Annotated in this window: 13 protein-coding genes; 4 read left to right on the forward strand and 9 right to left on the reverse strand. The window is 59.1% G+C overall.

All coding sequences use genetic code 11. The features are described from left to right. The first annotated feature begins 25 nt into the window (after positions 1-25). On the forward strand, positions 26-1,351 hold the full coding sequence (locus ACW55A_RS15595; protein ID WP_058397126.1) for an OprD family porin: 1,326 nt from the start codon (positions 26-28) through the stop codon (positions 1,349-1,351). 239 nt (positions 1,352-1,590) lie between these two features. On the opposite strand, the gene ACW55A_RS15600 is transcribed toward ACW55A_RS15595, so the two are convergent. From ACW55A_RS15600 to ACW55A_RS15630, 7 genes are all read right to left on the reverse strand, one after another. Then, complete coding sequence (locus ACW55A_RS15600) at positions 1,591-1,962, reverse strand: hypothetical protein (protein WP_455808588.1); 372 nt, start codon at positions 1,960-1,962, stop codon at positions 1,591-1,593. A 321-nt stretch (positions 1,963-2,283) separates the two neighbouring features. Then, positions 2,284-2,556: a hypothetical protein gene (locus ACW55A_RS15605; protein ID WP_058409197.1), complete on the reverse strand. Its 273-nt coding sequence runs from the start codon at positions 2,554-2,556 to the stop codon at positions 2,284-2,286. Positions 2,557-2,566: 10 nt separating this feature from the next. After that, the gene (locus ACW55A_RS15610) at positions 2,567-6,808 is read right to left on the reverse strand and encodes an RHS repeat-associated core domain-containing protein (protein ID WP_498811424.1); all 4,242 of its coding nucleotides are present in this window, start codon (positions 6,806-6,808) and stop codon (positions 2,567-2,569) included. 112 nt (positions 6,809-6,920) lie between these two features. Continuing rightward, complete coding sequence (locus ACW55A_RS15615; protein ID WP_455808590.1) at positions 6,921-7,508, reverse strand: hypothetical protein; 588 nt, start codon at positions 7,506-7,508, stop codon at positions 6,921-6,923. Positions 7,509-7,798: 290 nt separating this feature from the next. Continuing rightward, positions 7,799-10,963: a CusA/CzcA family heavy metal efflux RND transporter gene (locus tag ACW55A_RS15620; RefSeq protein WP_498811425.1), complete on the reverse strand. Its 3,165-nt coding sequence runs from the start codon at positions 10,961-10,963 to the stop codon at positions 7,799-7,801. Between the two features lie 24 nt (positions 10,964-10,987). Continuing rightward, a complete protein-coding gene (locus ACW55A_RS15625; RefSeq protein ID WP_455808592.1) occupies positions 10,988-12,241 on the reverse strand; it encodes an efflux RND transporter periplasmic adaptor subunit in 1,254 nt (417 codons plus the stop codon). 67 nt (positions 12,242-12,308) lie between these two features. Continuing rightward, positions 12,309-13,535 carry a TolC family protein gene (locus ACW55A_RS15630; protein ID WP_498811426.1) on the reverse strand — a complete coding sequence of 409 codons (1,227 nt, stop codon included), beginning with the start codon at positions 13,533-13,535 and terminating at the stop codon, positions 12,309-12,311. Positions 13,536-13,793: 258 nt separating this feature from the next. On the opposite strand from ACW55A_RS15630, the gene ACW55A_RS15635 reads away from it, so the two are divergent. From ACW55A_RS15635 to ACW55A_RS15645, 3 genes are all read left to right on the forward strand, one after another. Next, positions 13,794-14,468 (forward strand): heavy metal response regulator transcription factor, encoded by a 675-nt coding sequence (locus ACW55A_RS15635; protein ID WP_003372647.1) that lies wholly within the window; start codon positions 13,794-13,796, stop codon positions 14,466-14,468. Then, positions 14,465-15,856, forward strand: coding sequence for a heavy metal sensor histidine kinase (locus ACW55A_RS15640; RefSeq protein ID WP_003432467.1), 1,392 nt, complete (start codon positions 14,465-14,467; stop codon positions 15,854-15,856). The genes ACW55A_RS15635 and ACW55A_RS15640 overlap by 4 nt, the downstream gene beginning before the upstream one ends. Before the next feature lie 114 nt (positions 15,857-15,970). Then, positions 15,971-16,372, forward strand: coding sequence for an MAPEG family protein (locus tag ACW55A_RS15645; RefSeq protein ID WP_003432473.1), 402 nt, complete (start codon positions 15,971-15,973; stop codon positions 16,370-16,372). Positions 16,373-16,418: 46 nt separating this feature from the next. Here ACW55A_RS15645 and ACW55A_RS15650 read toward each other — a convergent pair whose 3' ends face one another. Both ACW55A_RS15650 and ligB read right to left on the reverse strand, forming a co-directional pair. After that, positions 16,419-16,829 carry a DUF1090 domain-containing protein gene (locus tag ACW55A_RS15650; RefSeq protein ID WP_003432477.1) on the reverse strand — a complete coding sequence of 137 codons (411 nt, stop codon included), beginning with the start codon at positions 16,827-16,829 and terminating at the stop codon, positions 16,419-16,421. 40 nt (positions 16,830-16,869) lie between these two features. Beyond that, complete coding sequence (gene ligB, locus ACW55A_RS15655) at positions 16,870-18,555, reverse strand: NAD-dependent DNA ligase LigB (protein ID WP_498811427.1); 1,686 nt, start codon at positions 18,553-18,555, stop codon at positions 16,870-16,872. Positions 18,556-18,834 lie beyond the last annotated feature (279 nt).

Here is an 18,834-nt window from a genome sequence, read left to right on the forward strand (position 1 = left end):
AATCTGCCGATTAGACGGAGCGCACATGACTCAACTTAAAACACTATCACTGGCCCTGTGCTCGACCCTTGCCGGTGTCGCACCGGCTGCGGTATTCGCCGAAGAACAGAAAGAAGGCTTCATCGAAGGCAGCACGCTGACGGTACTCAACCGCAACTTCTACATGAACCGCGACCACCGCAACGGCGAATCCAGCCCTACCGGCAATGGTTACTCCGAAGCGTGGGCGCAAGGCATCATCGGGCGATTCCAGTCAGGTTTCACTCAAGGCACCTTCGGCGTCGGGGTCGATGCATTTGCCATGATCGGCATCAAGCTCGACACCGGTGACGGACGCAACGGCGGCCGCAGCGCATTCGACGTGCTGCCGGTCGATGGGGAAGGCCGCGCCCGCGACGAATACACCAAGGTAGGTGGCTCGCTGAAGGCCAGAGCCTTCGACACCGTCGTCAACGTGGGCGATGTGTTTCCCTCCACCCCCGTGGTTGCCTTCGGCGACTCCCGCCTGCTGCCCGAGAGCTTTCGCGGCGTTACCGCCGTCAACAACAGCATCAGCGGCCTGACCCTGCAAGGCGGTCGCCTGCATGCCATGAGCCAGCCCGTTTCCAGCAACCTGCGCGACGGTTTCGTCACCTTCTACGGCGGTGCCGTGGACTCTCCATGGGTTGCCTACTTCGGCGGTGACTATCAGGCCACCGACAGGCTGAGCCTTGGCCTCTACACCAGCCGACTCAAAGACGCCTGGGATCAGAAATACGCTTCAGCGTCCTACGTACTGCCGCTCTCTGACGACCTGTCGCTGACCAGCAGCCTGAACTACTACAACGCCACCGACGAAGGCAAAAAGCTGCTCGGCGAATTCGACAACGACATCTGGAGTGCAAAAGTCGCCCTCCAATACGGCGCACACACCCTGTCGCTTTCGCACCAGCGCAACGAAGGTGATGACGATTTCGACTACCTCAGGCAGTCCGACTCCATCTACCTGGCCAACTCCATCCAGTACAGCGACTTCAACTCACCCAAGGAGCGCTCGTGGATGGTCACCTACAACCTCGACATGTCCACCTTCGGCGTACCCGGCCTGTCATTCATGACCCGCTACGGCAAAGGCACCGACGCCGACTACTCCAACGCCAACAGCACCTACATGCGCCGCGACGCACAAGGCAACCCGCTGACCGATCAGAAACGCTGGGAGCGCGATATCGAAGCGAAATACATCGTGCAGACCGGATCACTCAAAGACCTGTCGCTGCGCGTGCGTCAGGCAACGACTCGGGCCACGGCGTTTGAATCGGACCTGGATGAGGTGAGGGTGATTGTGGAGTATCCGTTGAGTGTGCTTTGAGGGGGGTGATTGAGTGAGGCGTCCTTTGGGGCGCTTTTTTTGATGAGGCGTGAATATTTTCACAGTCCCGATCTTATACGCTATATAGGAAGGGCATGCGCTGCGGAATTATGTCGCCCATCCTTGGCTAATGTTTTTGCAAATGATGAAGCCCGCATTTGAAAAGCTTGATGTTTTGGTTGTTGTGAGTATCCTGATGTTTAAGTTCCGTTATAAGTTTTAGTTGTTGAGGCCGGTTTCTATCGTAATGACATGCAGCCGTCAATTTCAAAGCTTTCAGAGTTTATTATAAAAATTACGAGATGATTTTCTACTTTCAAGGGGACCCAGCTTCGCAACGCCTCATCCTTTGAACTTTCAAGCGATGCTGCACATAGGTCTGCGCCATTAAGCTGGCGCCCTTGGGCTGCCAGGTTGTTGGCTCTGAATTCTATAATTGATTTTAGCGTGTTTTTGTTTTGATCATCATAGACAGATACTTCTGGAGCTAGCAGAAAGGAAATATCAGATATCTTTGATTTGCTGATTAATTCGCGTGTGATGGGATCGCATAGATTCGAAGAAACGTACGATTTGAAGTCGACTTTTTCTATGATGTCTTTAGCGTTCATTTGGATTGAATGCCTTAATTTCACGATTGATTTGCTTTAAGTAGTAATCTACTTGCTCTCTAATCCTAGCCGCAAAAAGCTCCTGTGGCCAATTTTTTCAAAGCTTGGGTGCACATTTACATGCGTTAGAAAACATACCGAATGGGCTACTCTTATGTAACCAACATTTCCATATACTGCCCCTGAAACCTCAGGTTCTGCTCGACCTCGTTCACCAGTATATTTCCTTACCTGCCTCAGGCAGTATCGCATTGATAAGTTAGTGGTCAGCATTTCTCTTGTAGGTGATTACAGGTAACAGAGTTATTCAAGCTGGAAAAATTAAATGTGATGGTTGATATATTTTTGTAGTTGTTTTTGAGCAAAGTCCATTTGCTCAACTAGAGGGTTTTCATAATCGCTGTAGATTTCTAGGTATTCTCTTGGTGAGCTTTTAATTAGGTTCTCTGTTAAGCAATCCTTTAATAGATCTCTTAGAGTGTTCTCATAGCTTCTTATTATTGCGTGCAGATAAGATTCTCCGCGCATCAGTTCGACATTTCTCAAGTCGACCAATATGCTTTTTATTAATGGCTCTAGCTCGTTCTTGCTCATTTCTTCCCTCCTAGGGAGTTCTAATTGTTTTAATACCCACGATCCAAGATTCTGGCCAGTTTTGTGGCATCAGAATTTGATCAGCCCCACCTTTAAATATCGTGCCTGACTTCGTTACTTGCGGCGCTACTGAGCCGATATTTAAAATTGTGCCTTTAGGTATCAGTATTTTTGCCTCGAACTGTCGCGTATTTTTCCATTCTGGTAATAACGCAGCGTCCAGCTTTGCCTGTATTCGGCTTGATGCCGGAGATGTGGAAACAAAGCCTCCGCTTGCTTTTGCATTTCCACCAAATACACGGTACACATAGATATCTTGTGTAGTGACTACAGTCTTATATTTACCATTTGTAAACGATTCTGCAACCCAGCTAGGCAAATTTGCCTTTTCGACTGAAGAGTATTTTCCTTTGAGACTTTCACAGCTCAAACCAAAGGGATCGACCCAGCTGGTAGAGCTTGGGGCATAGCTATAAAGATTCAGACCCCCACTCAACCAAATCGGATCCTGCGTTATAAACCGCCCGATCTCAGGATCGTAATACCGAAACGTGTTGTAGTGAAGCCCCGTCTCCACATCGAAATACTGACCCTGAAACCTCAGGTTCTGCTCGACCTCGTTCACCACCAGCTTCTCAATCGCCCCCCACGGCCGATACTTGGCCTGCCAGACGATCTGCCCTTCGGCGTCGGTCATCTCCAGTGGCGTACCAATCTGATCGGTGTGGAAGTAGTAGACCTTGTTCTCTACCTCGCCCTCTTTCTCATCAACACGGGCCAAAGGCGCATAGCTGCCGGGTTCGTAGAGGTACAGGCTGCTCTGCCCAGGACTTTCTTCACGCAACAGCCGCAATCCCTGCCAGAGAAAGCGCTTCTGGTCGGTCTTACCCTTGATCTCCCACTGTTTGCCAACGCGCCTGCCCAAGCTGTCGTACTGGTAGTTGCTGGTGCTTTCCACCTGACTGTTGGCCATGGTCTCGGTTTTGACCAGGCGGTTTTCGCAGTCGTAGGTGAAGGTCTGCCAACGCACGATGCCGACGATTTTCTCGACCAGGTTGCCCCACGCGTCGTACTTGTATTCGTGGTTGCTCCACTTTTTGAGGCGGTTGTCTTTGACGCGGTCGAAGCGGCTGGTGTTGAAGTTCAGGCGGTTGCCGGCAGCGTCGTAGCGGAATTCTTCGCCGTCGAAGCGTTTTTCGGGGTTGTGTTCAAGCAGGCGACCGTTGGCTTCGTATTCGTAGGTGACTTCGCCACGCAGTTTGTCGAGGGTGCGGCTCAGTTCGCCGGCCGGGTCGTATTCGTAACGGCGGTGGAGCGGGTTGTAGGCGTGCTCGATGTAGCGTTCTGGCTTTATGAGCGGGTTCTGGATCTGTGACAGTTTTTCAGCGGGCAGTGTGGTTGCGTACTGCCAGGCCTTGCGCCCCAGTGCGTCATAGCCGAAGCAACTGGTGAGTTTGCCCTGCGTGCGATAGATCTCGCGGTGCAGGTCGTCGCGCTCCATGTCGCTGATCAGTTGGCCATCGAGGTTCAGTTGATGCAGGTGACCGCTGCCGTAGTACAGGTGATTCAGGTGCTGGCCAGTGGGAAGGGTCAGTGTGGTCAGGTTGCTGAGCGGATCGTAGTCGTAGGCCAGCGCGCCCTGGGGCGACGATTCCTGTGTCACGCGGCCCAGAATGTCGTAAGCGAATTCCAGTTTTTCAGCCGTGACACCGATCTTTCTGCCGCCGTCAGTGGGCGTGCGCTGAATGGACAGCAGGCGGTCGCTGTCGTCGTAGGTGAAATCCTGACGGGCGTCGTCGTTGAGTCTGGCCAGCAAGCGGCCAATCGGGTCGCGCTCGAAATGCGTACAGCGCTGTGGTCGTTCACCTTTCTCGCTGTAGCCGATTTCCTCGACCTGAGTCAGGTTTCCGCCGAGGTTGTAGCTGAAACGGCGGGTCAGTTGGTCGATTCGCTTTTCTTCGATCAGCCGGTCGGAGTCGTCGTAGGCGAACGTGTAGGTGGCGTCGTTTTCATTGATTAGCGCGGCAAGGCGCAGGGCTTTGTCGTACTGGTAGCCTACGATAAAACCCTTGGGGTCCTGGCGTCTGATCGGCAGGCCACGGGCGTTGCGTGCCAGATGCGTGGTCTGGTCCTTGCCGTTGGTGTGCGTGAGCACCTGGCCGTGGGCGTTGTAGGTGAAGCTCTCGCGGGTGCCGTCCGGATGGTTGATGCTCAGCACTTCGCCGCCGGGTTTGCGTTCCAGTGTGGTGGTGTTGTTCAGGGCATCAGTGACGGCGACCAGTTGATCGCGCTCGTCGTAACGGTACCAGGTGCTCTTGCCCGAGCAGTCCTGAAAGCGCTCGACCTGCGCCAGGTTGTTCCACCAAAGGTATTTGGATTTGTAGGTCGCATCGATGATGGTGTGTGGCAGGCCATCTTCGCTGTTGAGGTATTCGGTCTTTTGACCCAGCGCGTCGATCTCGGCAACCAGATTGCCTTTCGAATCGTAGCGGGCCGTCCAGATGGCGCCGTCAGGGTAAGCGATCTGTTTGACCAGTGTGGTCTTGTAGTGATGCTGATAACGGGTGGTTCGGCCCAGCGGGTCGGTTTCTGCGGTCAGACGTGACAGATCGTCGTATTCGAAGCTCAGTTGATTGCCGTCAGGCAGCGTCAGACCGGTGATATTGCCAGTGTTGTCCAGCGCGATACGGTACTGCTCACCGCCGAAATCAGTGCTGGCGATGACGCGACGGTCCTTGTTGTAGGTCACCTCGGCGCGACGCCCCAGCACATCGGTTACGCGCGTCTGGCGCGCCTCGAAATCATAATCGAAATGAAAGTGCTCGCCGTCGCTGGTCCAGTGCTCGACCACGCGCGGCTTGCCGTCGAGAACTTCCCAGCGGTATTCGCAACTGAGCCCCAGCGCATTGGCGTGGCGGGTCATCAGGCCGTCGGTGTAGCTGAAGTTGCGCACCGAGTCGCCATTGCGGTTGTACACACTGTTCAACTGGCCATTGTTGTCGTAGCCATAGCGCACCAGTGTCTCGACGGCCTGGTCGCCGACGATTCGCTTGACGGTGCTCAGGCGGTTGGTCACCTCGTCGTAGTGCAGGTGCACGCGATGCCCGCCGGTGGAGCAAATGTCGGTCAGAACGCCGTCTTCGCTGCGTACGAAATGCAGAAAATGACCGAGGGCGTTTTCGACGCGTTGCAGGGGAACTGGCTGGTTGTCGTCGGGTACTTCACCGAAGTAGTAAAAGACGTTATCCAGTGTTTGCAGCAGGTAATGACCACCCTCGGTACGCACCAGGTACAGCTGTTCCTGTGCGTTGTAGATGCGCTGGTTGTAGTCCAGTGTCACGAAGGGCACGCTGCGGCCCTGATTGTCGCTGAGGTACAGAAAGCTGCCCTTGCGTCGCAGGCTTTGTTCCCAGGGCAGCACCCAGCCCTTGCCCAGCGCGCTGTCGACATCAAGGTCGCTGGCGTAGAAGCGTGTCCACTCGATCGGCATCAGGCCGGGCAGGCTGAAATCGGACTCGTCGATCAGCAGTTTGCGTCCGGTGGTGGTGTCGACCGGGTTGCCGTGCAGGCCGCCCAGCACTTTTTCGGCCACGGGGGCGACGCCGAAGCGAAAAATGGCGTCCCCGAGAAAGACACCGCCCATGAACTGCAGCGCGCAAGGGCCTGCCGCTTTCAGACCGGCCTGCATGCCCAGCTTGGCAATGCTGAGCACGGCCTTGGCGCCGCCGGCCACGACCAACAGAATGTCCACGGTGTAGCGGGCCATCGCCGAGACTTCGTCGTCCACCGGCAGGTAGCGTTGGGTACCGCCGCCGATGAAGACGTTGGGCGAGCCGGTGCCTATCTTCGCGCCGCAGGTCAGCTTGTCGCCCTTGCGCGCAGCGGGCTGGCCGTTGATGAAGACGTTGCTGGAGCCTTCGGCCACCTTGACGATCGGCGAGTGCTTGTCACACACGGCGGTGCTTTCGATGGCAAAGGCAGCAGGGCGGCCATTGATGAACACGTTGGGCGAGGCAGATTCGATCTGCCCCGCGGGAGAGCTGAAGGCGCTGCCGATACTTTCCCCGATACTGGCGATGGCATTACCGGCCAGGCCGACTGCCATGGCCAGTAAAAAACCGCCGAACCCGCACGTGGCGAAGGTGAGCGAGACATACGCCACTGCCGCGATGCCCACGATCGCTCCGAGCACAAAGCCCGCCATTGCACCGGTGTGTTCGATCTCATCCAGTAACCGCGCTGCCTCGAACATCGCCGTTACTCCTGCGGGCTGCGAGTAGTTGAGGTGCGATCACCTGGCGTGACGCTGATATTCTGCAACGGATAGTCCATTAAAGCGTGTCCTGTCAGCGATGAAATAGAGTTCAGGGGGCGGTCAGGCCTTCAAGCATGCTGTCAAAATCCAGCAACCAGGTTTTCAGCGCGGGCTTTTCGGAGTCAATCACGCAGCCCACGCTCAGCCATTGGCGTTCGTTGTGATCGGCACACGGCACGATGGAACCGATCAGGCGTCCATGCCGCTCTTCAAGGCCTGCGCGAAAATGAAAATCCAGCGCCAGCGCTGCATTGCCCGCCAACAGCGTTTCGTAGTGGCGAATGACCTGGACTTCGCCATGCAGTGGCTGCAGCGCCTTGACGGCTTCGGCGAACGCTTCGGCAAGCGTTGCCTCTTCAGGCACATCGCGACGCTGAATGGAGACGACGACAGGCTCTCCGCCCACTTGAACGGTGGCTTCAATCGCGTTGCACTGGAAACCTTCCGGAAAGCCGAAGTGGAACCCGCCGAAATTGAAACTGCAGGGCGCGTCGAGCAACGGCCTTGGAACCGGGGTGAGCGCTTCGACACGTTCAAGTGCCTGCTGCGCGGCAGCATGTTCGGCTGCCTCACGCGCCAGGGCTTCGTCAGCCAGTCGGCGCTCGGAGATGCGGTCGTAGAGACTGGTGCGCGTCATATGGCCGGAACCTTGTTCGTCAACATCTACATGTCCTTATGCAGGGCGGCCCCAGTGGCTGCCATTTGCAAGTTGACGATAAGTACTTGCACGGGTGGTTTGTATCTCCAGCGGTTACCCGCTGGCCCGGAAGTGTCTGAAAGTCCCGTGTGAAGAAGACTACGGACACAGTCTACTGTCGAAGGCTGAATCGTTTGACCTTTTCCCAAATGAAAGTTCAGTGTGGGCCGTGCAAAGCTCCAGAGGGCTCTGCCCTGAGCCTTCCGGGGTTTAAATAGTTGTTTGAAACCCTATTTAAGCGACTTGAGTTCCTCCTCATCCTCCCGCCGATGCGCCCACTGATACAACGCCGGCAACACCAGCAACGTCAGCGCTGTCGACGACAGAATCCCGCCAATCACCACCGTCGCCAGTGGTCGCTGCACTTCGGCGCCAGTCCCGGTGGCGAGTGCCATGGGGATGAAGCCAAGGGAGGCGACCAGTGCGGTCATCAGCACTGGGCGCAGGCGGGTGAGGGCACCTTCGTTGATGGCGTTGTGCAGCGAGTGGCCTTGTTCGCGCAGGCTGCGGATGAAGGCGATCATCACCAGGCCGTTCAGCACCGCCACACCCGACAGGGCGATGAAGCCCACGCCTGCGGAGATCGACAGCGGAATGTCGCGCAGCCAAAGGGCCATGACGCCGCCGGTGAGGGCGAACGGGATGCCGGTGAACACCAGAAGGCCGTCCTTGAGGTTGTTGAACATCATGAACAGCAGCGCCAGTACCAGCAGCAGCGCCACCGGCACGACGATCTGCAGGCGTTTGGCGGCCGATTGCAGTTGTTCGAACTGCCCGCCCCAACTGGTCCAGTAGCCGGCCGGGATCTGCACGCCGTTGTCGATGGTGGTGCCCGCTTCTTCGACAAACGAGCCGAGGTCGCGGCCGCGCACGTTGGCGCTGACGATGACCACACGTTTGCCGTTCTCGCGGCTGATCTGGTTCGGCCCGAGCACCAGGTCGAGGCTGGCGACCTGAGACAGGGAGATAAAGCTGATCTGCTGGTTACCCGCACTGCTGCCAGTAACTGCAGGCACCGGAATGAGCAGGCTGGAAAGCCCGTCCACATCGGTTCGCAGTTGCTCGGAGAGGCGTACCACCATGTCGAAGCGGCGGTCGCCCTCATACAGCGTGCCCGCCTGACGACCGCCCAGCGCAATGGCGATGGCGTCCTGCACGTCGGCCACGTTGAGGCCATAACGCGCGGCCTTGTCGCGGTCGATGTTGATGGTCAACACCGGCAGCCCGGTGGTCTGCTCGACTTTGACTTCCGAAGCACCCGGCACTTTTTGCAGGGTGGCGGCGATTTTTGCGGCGGTCTGGTTCAGCACGTTCATGTCGTCGCCGAAGACCTTTACCGCGACATCGCTACGCACCCCCGAAACCAGTTCGTTGAAACGCAACTGGATAGGCTGTGACAGTTCGTAGTTGCTGCCCGGCACACTGGCGGCGGCCTTTTGCAGGTCGGCTATCAGTGCCTCGCGGGGCTTGTCCGGGTCCGGCCATTCACGTTGCGGCTTGAGCATCACGTAGCTGTCAGAGATGTTGGGCGGCATCGGGTCGGCGGCGATCTCGGCGGTGCCGGTGCGTGCGAACACGCGCTGCACTTCCGGGACCTTGTCGATGATGGCTTTTTCCAGACGCTGCTGCATGTCCACCGACTGGGTCAGGCTGGTGCCGGGCACACGCAGCGCCTGCAAGGCGAAGTCGCCTTCGCTCAGGCTGGGGATGAACTCGCTGCCCATGCGGCTGGCGGTGAAGCCGGACAACACGATCAGCACCAAGGCCATGCCGAACGCTATTGAGCGATGCCCCAGTACCCAGCTCAGTATCGGCGCGTAGCGCTGGCGAGCGGTGCGCATCACCAGGCCTTCTTCTTCATTGACCTTGCCGGTGACGAACATGGCGATGGCGGCAGGCACGAAGGTCACCGAGAGGATCATGGCACCGAGCAGGGCGATGACCACAGTGAACGCCATCGGGTGGAACATTTTGCCTTCCACACCGGTGAGGGCGAAGATCGGCAGGTACACGACCATGATGATCAACTGACCGAAAATCAGCGGCCGACGCGCTTCTCTGGCGGCGGCGAAAACCTCATGGAAACGCTCGCTGCGGGTCAGCATGCGACGGTGCTTTTGCTGGGCATGCGCCAGCCTGCGGATGGCGTTTTCGACGATCACCACCGCACCATCGACAATGATGCCGAAGTCCAGCGCACCCAGGCTCATCAGGTTGGCGCTGACCTTGTTGGTGAACATGCCGGTGAAGGTGAACAGCATGGCCAGCGGAATCACCATGGCGGTGATCAGCGCAGCACGGATGTTGCCGAGGAACAGAAACAGAATCACGATGACCAGAATCGCGCCTTCGATCAGGTTCTTTTTCACTGTTGCGATGGCTTTTTCGACCAGGTTGGTGCGGTCGTAAACCGTTACCGCTTCGACGCCTTCGGGCAGTGTGCGATTGATGTCGGCGAGCTTGGCGGCCACGGCCTGCGATACCGTCCGGCTGTTTTCACCGATCAGCATGAACACGGTGCCGAGCACCACTTCGCGGCCATTTTCGGTGGCTGCGCCGGAGCGCATTTCCTTGCCGATGCCGACCTCGGCCACGCTGCTGATTCTGATCGGCGTGCCCTGCACGTTGGCAATGACGATGTTGGCGATGTCATCCACGGTGCCCAGTTGACCCGGTGCGCGAATCAGTAATTGCTCGCCGCCGCGTTCTATATAGCCTGCGCCGACGTTGGCGTTGTTGCGCTCCAGCGCTGCCACCAGATCGTTCAGCGTCAGCTTGTAAGCGGCTAGTTTTTTCGGATCAGGCGCGATCTGGTACTGCCTGGCGAAACCGCCGATGGTGTTGATCTCGGCCACGCCCAGTACGTTGCGTAATTGCGGCTTGATGATCCAGTCCTGAATCACCCGCAGGTCGGTCGGCGTGTACGGCGTGCCGTCCTCCTTCAGCGCGCCCTCGCGGGCTTCGACTGTCCACAGGAAGATCTCGCCGAGGCCGGTGGAGATCGGCCCCATCATCGCATCGACGCCTTCCGGCAACTGGTCCTTGGCAATCTGCAGACGCTCGCCCACCAACTGCCTGGCAAAGAACAGGTCAGTGCCGTCTTCGAAAATCACCGTGACCTGCGACAGGCCCGAGCGCGACAGCGAGCGCGTCTGTTGCAGGCCGGGCAGGCCCGCCATGTTGGTCTCGATGGCGAAGGTGATGCGCTGCTCGGTTTCCAGCGGCGAGAAGCCGGGCGCAGAGGTGTTGATCTGCACCTGTACGTTGGTGATGTCGGGGACCGCATCGATGGGCAGTTTCTGGTAACTGGCGATGCCCAGCCCAGCCATGAGCAGCACAGCAAGCATCACGACGATGCGCTGTTCAATCGCGAATTGAATCAACCGTTCAAACATGGAGGTGTACTCGTGTGACGCAGATCAATGGGCGTGCTCGGCGGAGCCTTTGCCCAGCTCCGACTTGAGGATGAAACTGCCGGCGGTGGCCACTTGTGTGCCGGCCGCCAGGCCCTTGACGATTTCCACGTGGCCACCATCGCGGCGGCCAAGTGTCACCGGCGTCAGTTGAAACCCTTCAGCGTTGCGCACGAAGACCGAGGGTTTGTCCTCGACCGACTGGATCGCCGTTTCGGGAAGACTGACCGCCACACTGGCCTGCTCGGCGGCCACTTCCACCGAAACGAACAGGCCGGGACGCCACGCGCCCTGCGGGTTGGCCAGTGTCACGCGCACGGCCGCAGCGCGGGTCTGCTCGCCCAGCAGGCTGCCGACGTAGCCGACTCGTCCTTCGACCCGGGCATTCAGGTCGGGCGCACTGACGATGACCGGACGACCGACCACCACCTTGTCCAGATCCCTGGGCGCTACGCCGAAGGTGGCCCAGACACGCGACAGGTCGGACAGCGTGAAGGCATTGCTCGCTTCGCTGACCATCTCGCCGATGCCGAGGTGTTTCTCCACGACTATGGCGTCAAATGGCGCGATCAATTCGTAGCGATTGCCCGCGGATGGGTTCAGGCTGGCACCGATGGCGCTGATCTTCTGCCGCGCGTTGGCCAGGTTGATGTCGGCTTCCTGAAAGTCCTGACGGGCCTGCAAGTAATCCTGCTCGGCCGAGATTCTGTCTTCCCAGAGCTTCTTTTCGCGTTGCAAGGTCAGGCGCGCCAGTTCCTGACGTCGTTGTGCAGCGTTCAATTCGCTGCGTTGATCGGAAATCTGCTGGCTGGCAATCACCGCCAGCACCTGGCCCTTCTTCACCGATTGACCCAGATCGACCTTCACCGCTTCGACCACGCCGCTGACCCGCGGCACGACATGCGCAGTGCGGTCTTCATCGAAGCGGATTTCACCGGGGAAGGTCACGGTCGTGCTCATCTGCCGGGGTTCTGCGGTGGCCAGCTCGATGCCTGCCGCCTTGATCTGCTCGGCAGTCAGCTCGATGTGTCCCTCTTCCTCTTCGTGAGAAGCTTCCGAGGCTGCGGCGTCCGGTTTTTTCGCCTCGTCGGCGTGGCCTGGCTCTTCAGCATGGCCCTGCCCGGATTCATGCGCGTGCTCATCGGCTGACGGTTCTGGTCCGGCTGCGAACGGCAGCCTCTGCGGGTTCAGGGTCAGACTGCCCAGACCAATGATGACCACCACCGCCAGCGCGATGGCAATGCTTCGTTTGTTGTTCATGAAGGCTCCCGGCGATCAGGTGCGTGCAGCACTTTTGGATACGCTCGATACAGGCGGAAAAGGAAAGTCAGGGGTTGAGGCTGAAACGGTTGAGATCACCGTGGATTCGCTCGATGGCGACTCTGGCCTCGGTAGCTGTGGCCAGCGATTCGAGGTATTGGCTGCGCGCCGAGATCAGCGTTCGTTGCGCGTCCAGCACTTCGAGAAAGCCGAACTTGCCCATCTCGAAACCGCGCGTTGCCGTGTCGACGGCACGTTGCGCGGCGGGCAGGATCACGCGGTCGAAGGACTCGACTTCCTGCGCGGCGGTGTTCCATTGATCGAGGGCGGACTGCGTCTGGGTGCGCAGCTTCAGTTCGACGGCGTTACGCAGGTCGCGCGACTGATCGGCACGGCGTGATGCCGCGAGCACGTTGCCTTGGTTCCGGTCGAATAGCGGGAGCGGCATCGACAGGCCCACGACGTTGACCCGCTCGCGCTCTTCGCGGCTGTACTGGCTGCCAACGCTGACGGTCAGGTCCGGGATGCGCTTGGCGCGCTCCGACCCCAGCGCGGCTTCGCGCTGCTCGATCTGGGTCTGCGCCAGGCGCAGCTCGGCGGACTGATTGAGGGCGGTCAGTAGCTTTGCGCCCGGTGGCAGCTTGCCTGGCGACAGGTCGCTGTAGTCCAGACGTTCGAAAGAGGCGACCGGCGAACCGGTGGCGCGCGCCAGTTCCCGGTTACTGCTGATTTTCAAGGTCTCGGCGCGGCGTACCAGCAGGTCGGTTTCGGCCAGTTGTACCTGGGCGCGAGTGGCTTCCACCGGTGACACCTTGCCTGCCCGAACACGCCCCTCGGCAACCTGCAGGCCGCGTTCGGCCAGTGTTCTGGACTGGCGCGCCAGGTCCAGACCTGCCTGCGCCCGCGCCGCTGCGTAGAACGCCTGAACCACTTCGGCCCGCAGTTCGTTGCCGCGACGCTCCAGCTCCAGCCGGGCGGCGTCCTGGCCCTTGCTGGCGGCTTCGATGCGTGCTCCGCGCTTGCCGCCCAGTTCCAGTGCCTGGCTGAGCATCACGGTGGTGGTGCTGGTCTCGCGGCGGGTGTCTTCCACTTCCCATGACACGGTCGGGTTGGGGATCAGCCCGGCCTGCTGTCGATCGCCTTCGGCGACGCCGATCTCCCACTGGGCTGCAGCAAGTTCCGGGTTACGGGCGAAGGCTGCCTCCAGTGCCTGAGCCAGGCTGATGCCTTGGGCTGCGGCGATGCCAGGGGCAACAAGCGGTAACAACACCAGGCACAGTGCGGCGACTCTCATAGCGCACTCCCTGCCAATCGATCTGTACGCTGAGCGCGCACGTTATTCTCCAGTCGCATGACTCACCCCATCGAAAGCAAAAAACAAACAGGCACCAGGGCGCTGAAGTTGGCTGAGGGGACTGTATGCAACCGGAGTTATCAGGGGGATTGCTGCAAAATTACGATTTTGTTATCCAGCGGGATGGGCATTTCTTTTCAGTACACTGCACGGCATCGTCATTCATCGTTCATCGTTCATCAAACAGGAAGCCTGGTTATGCGAATCCTTGTCGTCGAGGACGAGCCAAAAACTGCCGAATACATGCATCAGGGGCTGACCGAAAGCGGCTATATCGTCGATATCGCTGCAACCGGCCTCGATGGTCTCTATCTCGCGCAGCATCAGGCTTACGATGTGGTGATACTGGACGTGAACCTGCCGGAGATGGACGGCTGGGAGGTGTTGAGCCGTCTGAGGAAGACCGTCAGTACGCGCATCATGATGGTCACTGCACGAGGCCGTCTCGAAGAGAAGGTCAAGGGCCTGGAAATGGGCGCCGATGATTACCTGGTCAAGCCATTCGAGTTTCCCGAGTTACTGGCACGGGTCCGCACGCTGATGCGCCGCAGCGAGCAGACCACCACGTCCAAGGTGTTGCAGGTCGGCGATCTGGAGCTGGATCAGGGGCGCCACAGGGCATTTCGTGGCAGCCAGCGCATCGACCTGACGACCAAGGAGTTCGCGCTGCTGCACCTGTTGATGCGGCACAGCGGCGAAGTCATGTCGCGCACCCAGATCATTTCTCTGGTCTGGGACATGAACTTCGATTGCGACACCAATGTGGTGGAGGTGTCGATCCGCCGTCTGCGGGCGAAGATCGACGATCCGTTCGAGACCAAGCTGATTCACACGCTGCGTGGCGTCGGTTACGTACTGGAAGTGCGTGAATGAAGCTGACCCGTCTCTCGACACGCCTCGGATTGACGGTCGCGGCGCTCATCGGGTGTCTGGTGCTGGTCATGGAAATGCTTGCCTACACAGCCATTTCCCGTCAGCTCGATATACGTGCCGAAGACAGTTTGAGCGAGAAGTTCAGGCAGATCGAACACAGCATGAGCGAGGGGTTTCTGGGCATTGAGGACATCGTCCAGTACCCGCACACGCTGCGTGACCAGATCGTCGGGCATGACAGCTTCTCGCTGACCATTCTCGACGCGGGCAACCCTCGGCAAGAGCTGATGAGCGTTGGTAACGTAGAGGGGCGAAATCTGCCGGTTCCCGATACCGATGCGCTGCCGCCAGGCTTTCAGGAACTGAAATCTGCCCAGGGCCACAAGATTCTGCTGGGTTACAGGGCCGTACGCCTCAAGACCGGTCAGGACGTGCTGGTCAGGCTGTCCATGGACAGGGAAAGCGACACCGCGCTGCTGCACGCTTACGTCAGATCGACCTGCATGGCCTTGCCGGTGATTCTGTTGCTGGTCGGCTTTGGCGTCTGGTGGGTGGTGCGTCGCGGGCTCAGGCCGCTGCGGGCATTCAGGAAAGTCACCGCGCTGATCTCGGCCCGCGACCTGTCTCATCGCATGAAAGTGAAGGGCCTGCCTGACGAGTTGCGCGACCTGGCACATGCCGTCAACTTCATGCTGCACAGGCTGGACGGCGATGTGCAGCAATTGGCGCAGTTCTCGGACGACCTCGCGCATGAGCTGCGCTCGCCGATGAACAACCTGATGGGGCGGGCGCAGGTCACGCTGTCCAGACCGCGCCCGTCGGAGGAATACAAACAGGCGCTGGAATCCTGCAGCGAAGAGCTGGAGCGCATGTCGCGCATGATCAGTCAGATGCTGTTTCTGGCCAGCGTCAGCCAGCCCTCAGCGCCATTGCCGGTCGAGGTCATCGACCTTCGCGAGGAGGCAGACAAGGTCGCCGAACTGTTCTCCTCCTCGGCGGAGGATCGCGACATCACCCTGCAGGTTCATGGGCACGCCAGGGCGACCGGGGACAGGCTGATGATTCAGCGAGCGATTTCCAATCTGCTGTCCAACGCCATTCGCCATGGTCTGTCCGGCAGCGTCATTACCCTTACGCTTGCCACGCACGAAGATGAAGTGTCACTGGCGGTGCGCAATGCGGGGGATGGCATTGATGCCGAACACCTGCCGCGCCTGTTCGATCGTTTCTATCGGGTGCATGTCAGCCGCGCGCGACAGCAGGGCGGGACCGGGCTTGGGCTGGCGATTGTGCGCTCCATCATGAGCCTGCATGAAGGGCAGGTGACGGTGCAGAGCGAGCCGGGCCAATTCACCACGTTCAGCCTGATCTTTCCTAAACTGGTGTAATGCGTCAGGTTGGTGGTCGTTCTTCAAGAACCTTTCGCTGACCCCCTGCTCATAGTGTGTGAGCGGGTATTGCCCGGATGCTTCAGATGAAGCTGAACCTATAAGGATGGACGTATGACAGTTGCTTTCTGGTGCGTGCTGGTCGCGATCCTGCTGCCGATTATGTGTGCCGGTATCGCCAAGTTCGGCAGCGGCAAATTCGGCAGTGGGCATAATCATGATCCGCGTGCCTTTCTCGACAAGCTGGAGGGGTTCCCGCGCCGCGCGCATGCTGCCCAGTTGAACAGCTTTGAAGTGACCCCGGCGTTTGCCGCAGCGGTGATCATTGCGCACATTGCCGGTAACGCGCAGTTGGTGACCATTGATGTGCTGGCGGTACTGTTTATCACCAGTCGCCTGCTGTACATCATTTTCTACCTGGCCGATCTGGCCGCACTGCGCTCGCTTGTCTGGCTGGTGGGCATGGGCCTGATCATCGCGTTGTTCGGGGTATCGGCTTTCCCGGCCGTGTCCTGACAGGCTGTTCGCGACGCTGCCGATCATGCGCAGCGTCGCGACCTGATCAATCGTCTGGCTGGACTTTCTCGAGTTCGGTCTGGGCTTCCTGCAATTCCTTGCGCGAATCGGCGAGCTTGTCCTTGCGCTTGTTGATCTTCTCCGGATCGCCCTTTTCCATGGCCTTGTTCAGGTCGGTCTGACGGCGGCTGACTTCCTGCTTGGCGTCGAGCACCTTTTGCTTGCGCTGTTTGATCAATGACGTTTCGGTGCAGTTGGCGTTGACCTCGGCGAGTGCCTTTTCAAGGCCGGCCTGTTCTGCCTTGTTGCCCTCGGTCTTGGCATCCTGAATCTTGCTGCTGATCTCCTGGCTTTTGATCTGGCATTCGGACGGCACCGGGGCCTGAGCGTCTGCGAACACGGTTGTGGCGAGCAGCGTGCAACTGGTGAAAAGAATCAGTGGTGATAAAAACTGCATATGAACTCCGTTTGAATACGGACAGAAAAATGAACGTCCGCTACTTAAAACCTGAAATGCTCTGTGCCTGCAATTGCTGGCTCAGTGCCTGTACCTGCGGGGCCTGAAAAAAAGCCCTGAGCCTGGCTGCGCGACCAGGACCGATGCCTGGCTCTGCTTGCCATTGCTCCACACTGCGTTCAGCCAGCTCGTGCCAGTTGTCGGGCAGTCTGGCGCCTCCGGTGGGCGGCAGTCCGATGGCCTTGAGCCATGTCTGAAACGGCCGTTCGCGTGCGGTCTGCAGGCTGTTGAGCAGTTTAGCGCTACTGCGTTCAGCGAAGCCGGGAATGTTAGCAAGCTCAGCATGATTCAGGGTCATCCAATCGAGTAAGCCCATGATTTGGCCGTTCTCGATAAGCGTGTTCCAGGTCCCTGGACCCACGCCGGGCAACGCCAGGCCTTTCTTGCCGCTGAGCCATGCCAGTCTGGCGCGGAACTGGCTTTCACAGCCCGGTGTGGCTTGCCAGCAGCTCAGTTCATGAAAGTCTTCGGCTCGCGGAATGATTATGTCGGCTCGTTCGGCAGCACGGGCCACCACGCCGTCGAGTCGTGGGATCGTCAACCCGGCCAGGCTCACGGCGATCTGATCGCCAGGCCTGATATCCAGTGTTTGCCAGCGCTGCAGCGAGCCCGTGCTGATGCGGCTGACGGTACGGTCATCGAGGCGTACCGGGGTGAGCTCCAGCAACGGCGTAATTCTGCCGCTGCGGCCGATCTTGAAGTTGACCTTGCGCACCTCGGCCAGCGCCTGGGCGTAGGGATGTTTCCAGGCGGCGATCCAGTAAGGCGCACTGGCTTGCCAGCGTTGAGCAGGTGGACGTTGGCCTTGACGCATGATCACGCCATCGGTGGCGAACGGCAGGGGATTGCGATACCAATGCTCGCGCCAGCGTGCGGCCTTGGCGTAGTTTTCCAGTGGGTGCGAATAGGCCGCGCTGTCCTCAAAACCCATGGCTTGCAGGCCTGCGAGACGTTGCGCCATATCGCCAGGGCCGTTCGGCCAGTCCCAGACGAACAGCCCGATGGTGTCGGCCTGCTGCGGGCTGATCGTCTGCCGCGCCAGCAATCCCGCGACCTTGCTGCGCGCGTTGACGCTGCCGGATGCTGACTGAATATGGTCGTCCAGACGCCAGTACAACTCGCCTTGTAATATTGCGGAGTCAGCCTGGGGCAGTTGCTGAGGAATGGCCTTGATCAGTCGCGCCTGCGAGGTCCAGTCCTGCCCCTTGCGCCCATCACCACGACTGATCGCCTGCACAAGCTGGCCGTTTTCGTAGACCAGGGTGACGGCTACGCCATCGACCTTGGGTTGAATCCATAGATCGTTGCGGCCCTTGAGCCAGTCCTTGACGCTGCTTTCGTCGGCCAGCTTGTTGACGCCCGTGTGCGCAACGGGATGAGGCAACGGGCCGACTGCTGTCTTTAGCGGATCGGCCTCGGGGGTGGAAACGGCAAAGCACGAGCGCCACAGGTTCAGCTTCTGCCGCGCCTGATCGTAGAGCTCGTCCGGAATGGGCGAAATGCCCTGGCGGTGGTAGCTGTCGTCCCACGCAGCCATCTGCTGTTGCAAGTTTGTGACCTCGCTGCGCGCCTTGGCTGCAGACCAGTCAGGGCATTGACTGGCATGGCCGAGGCCGGGCAGAAGAAACACAAGAGCGAACGTCATCAGGCGACTGGTGGGCAGCATCGAAGCATCCTTGCTTTAGGAATGGGCTCGATGAGGCTAGTCGTTGTCGTGTGGTGAAGGGGCAGGGCTTGGTTACCGGGTTTTGCGATGGAGCAGGGCGGTATGTCCACGCGGAGTGCTCAGTGACTGAACCGGCGTCTTCGTGAGCAAGCTCACACGCCCTTCAGGCAGAAGCGCAGAGCATCGGGCACGATAGTTGAGGTTATCGTTCCTCACGCTCCAGCGTGGGAACGCAGTTCTCGACGCTCTGCGTCGTCAAGAGGACGCGGAGCGTCCAGA

The sequence above is a fragment of the Plantibacter cousiniae (nom. nud.) genome, from assembly GCF_977070315.1.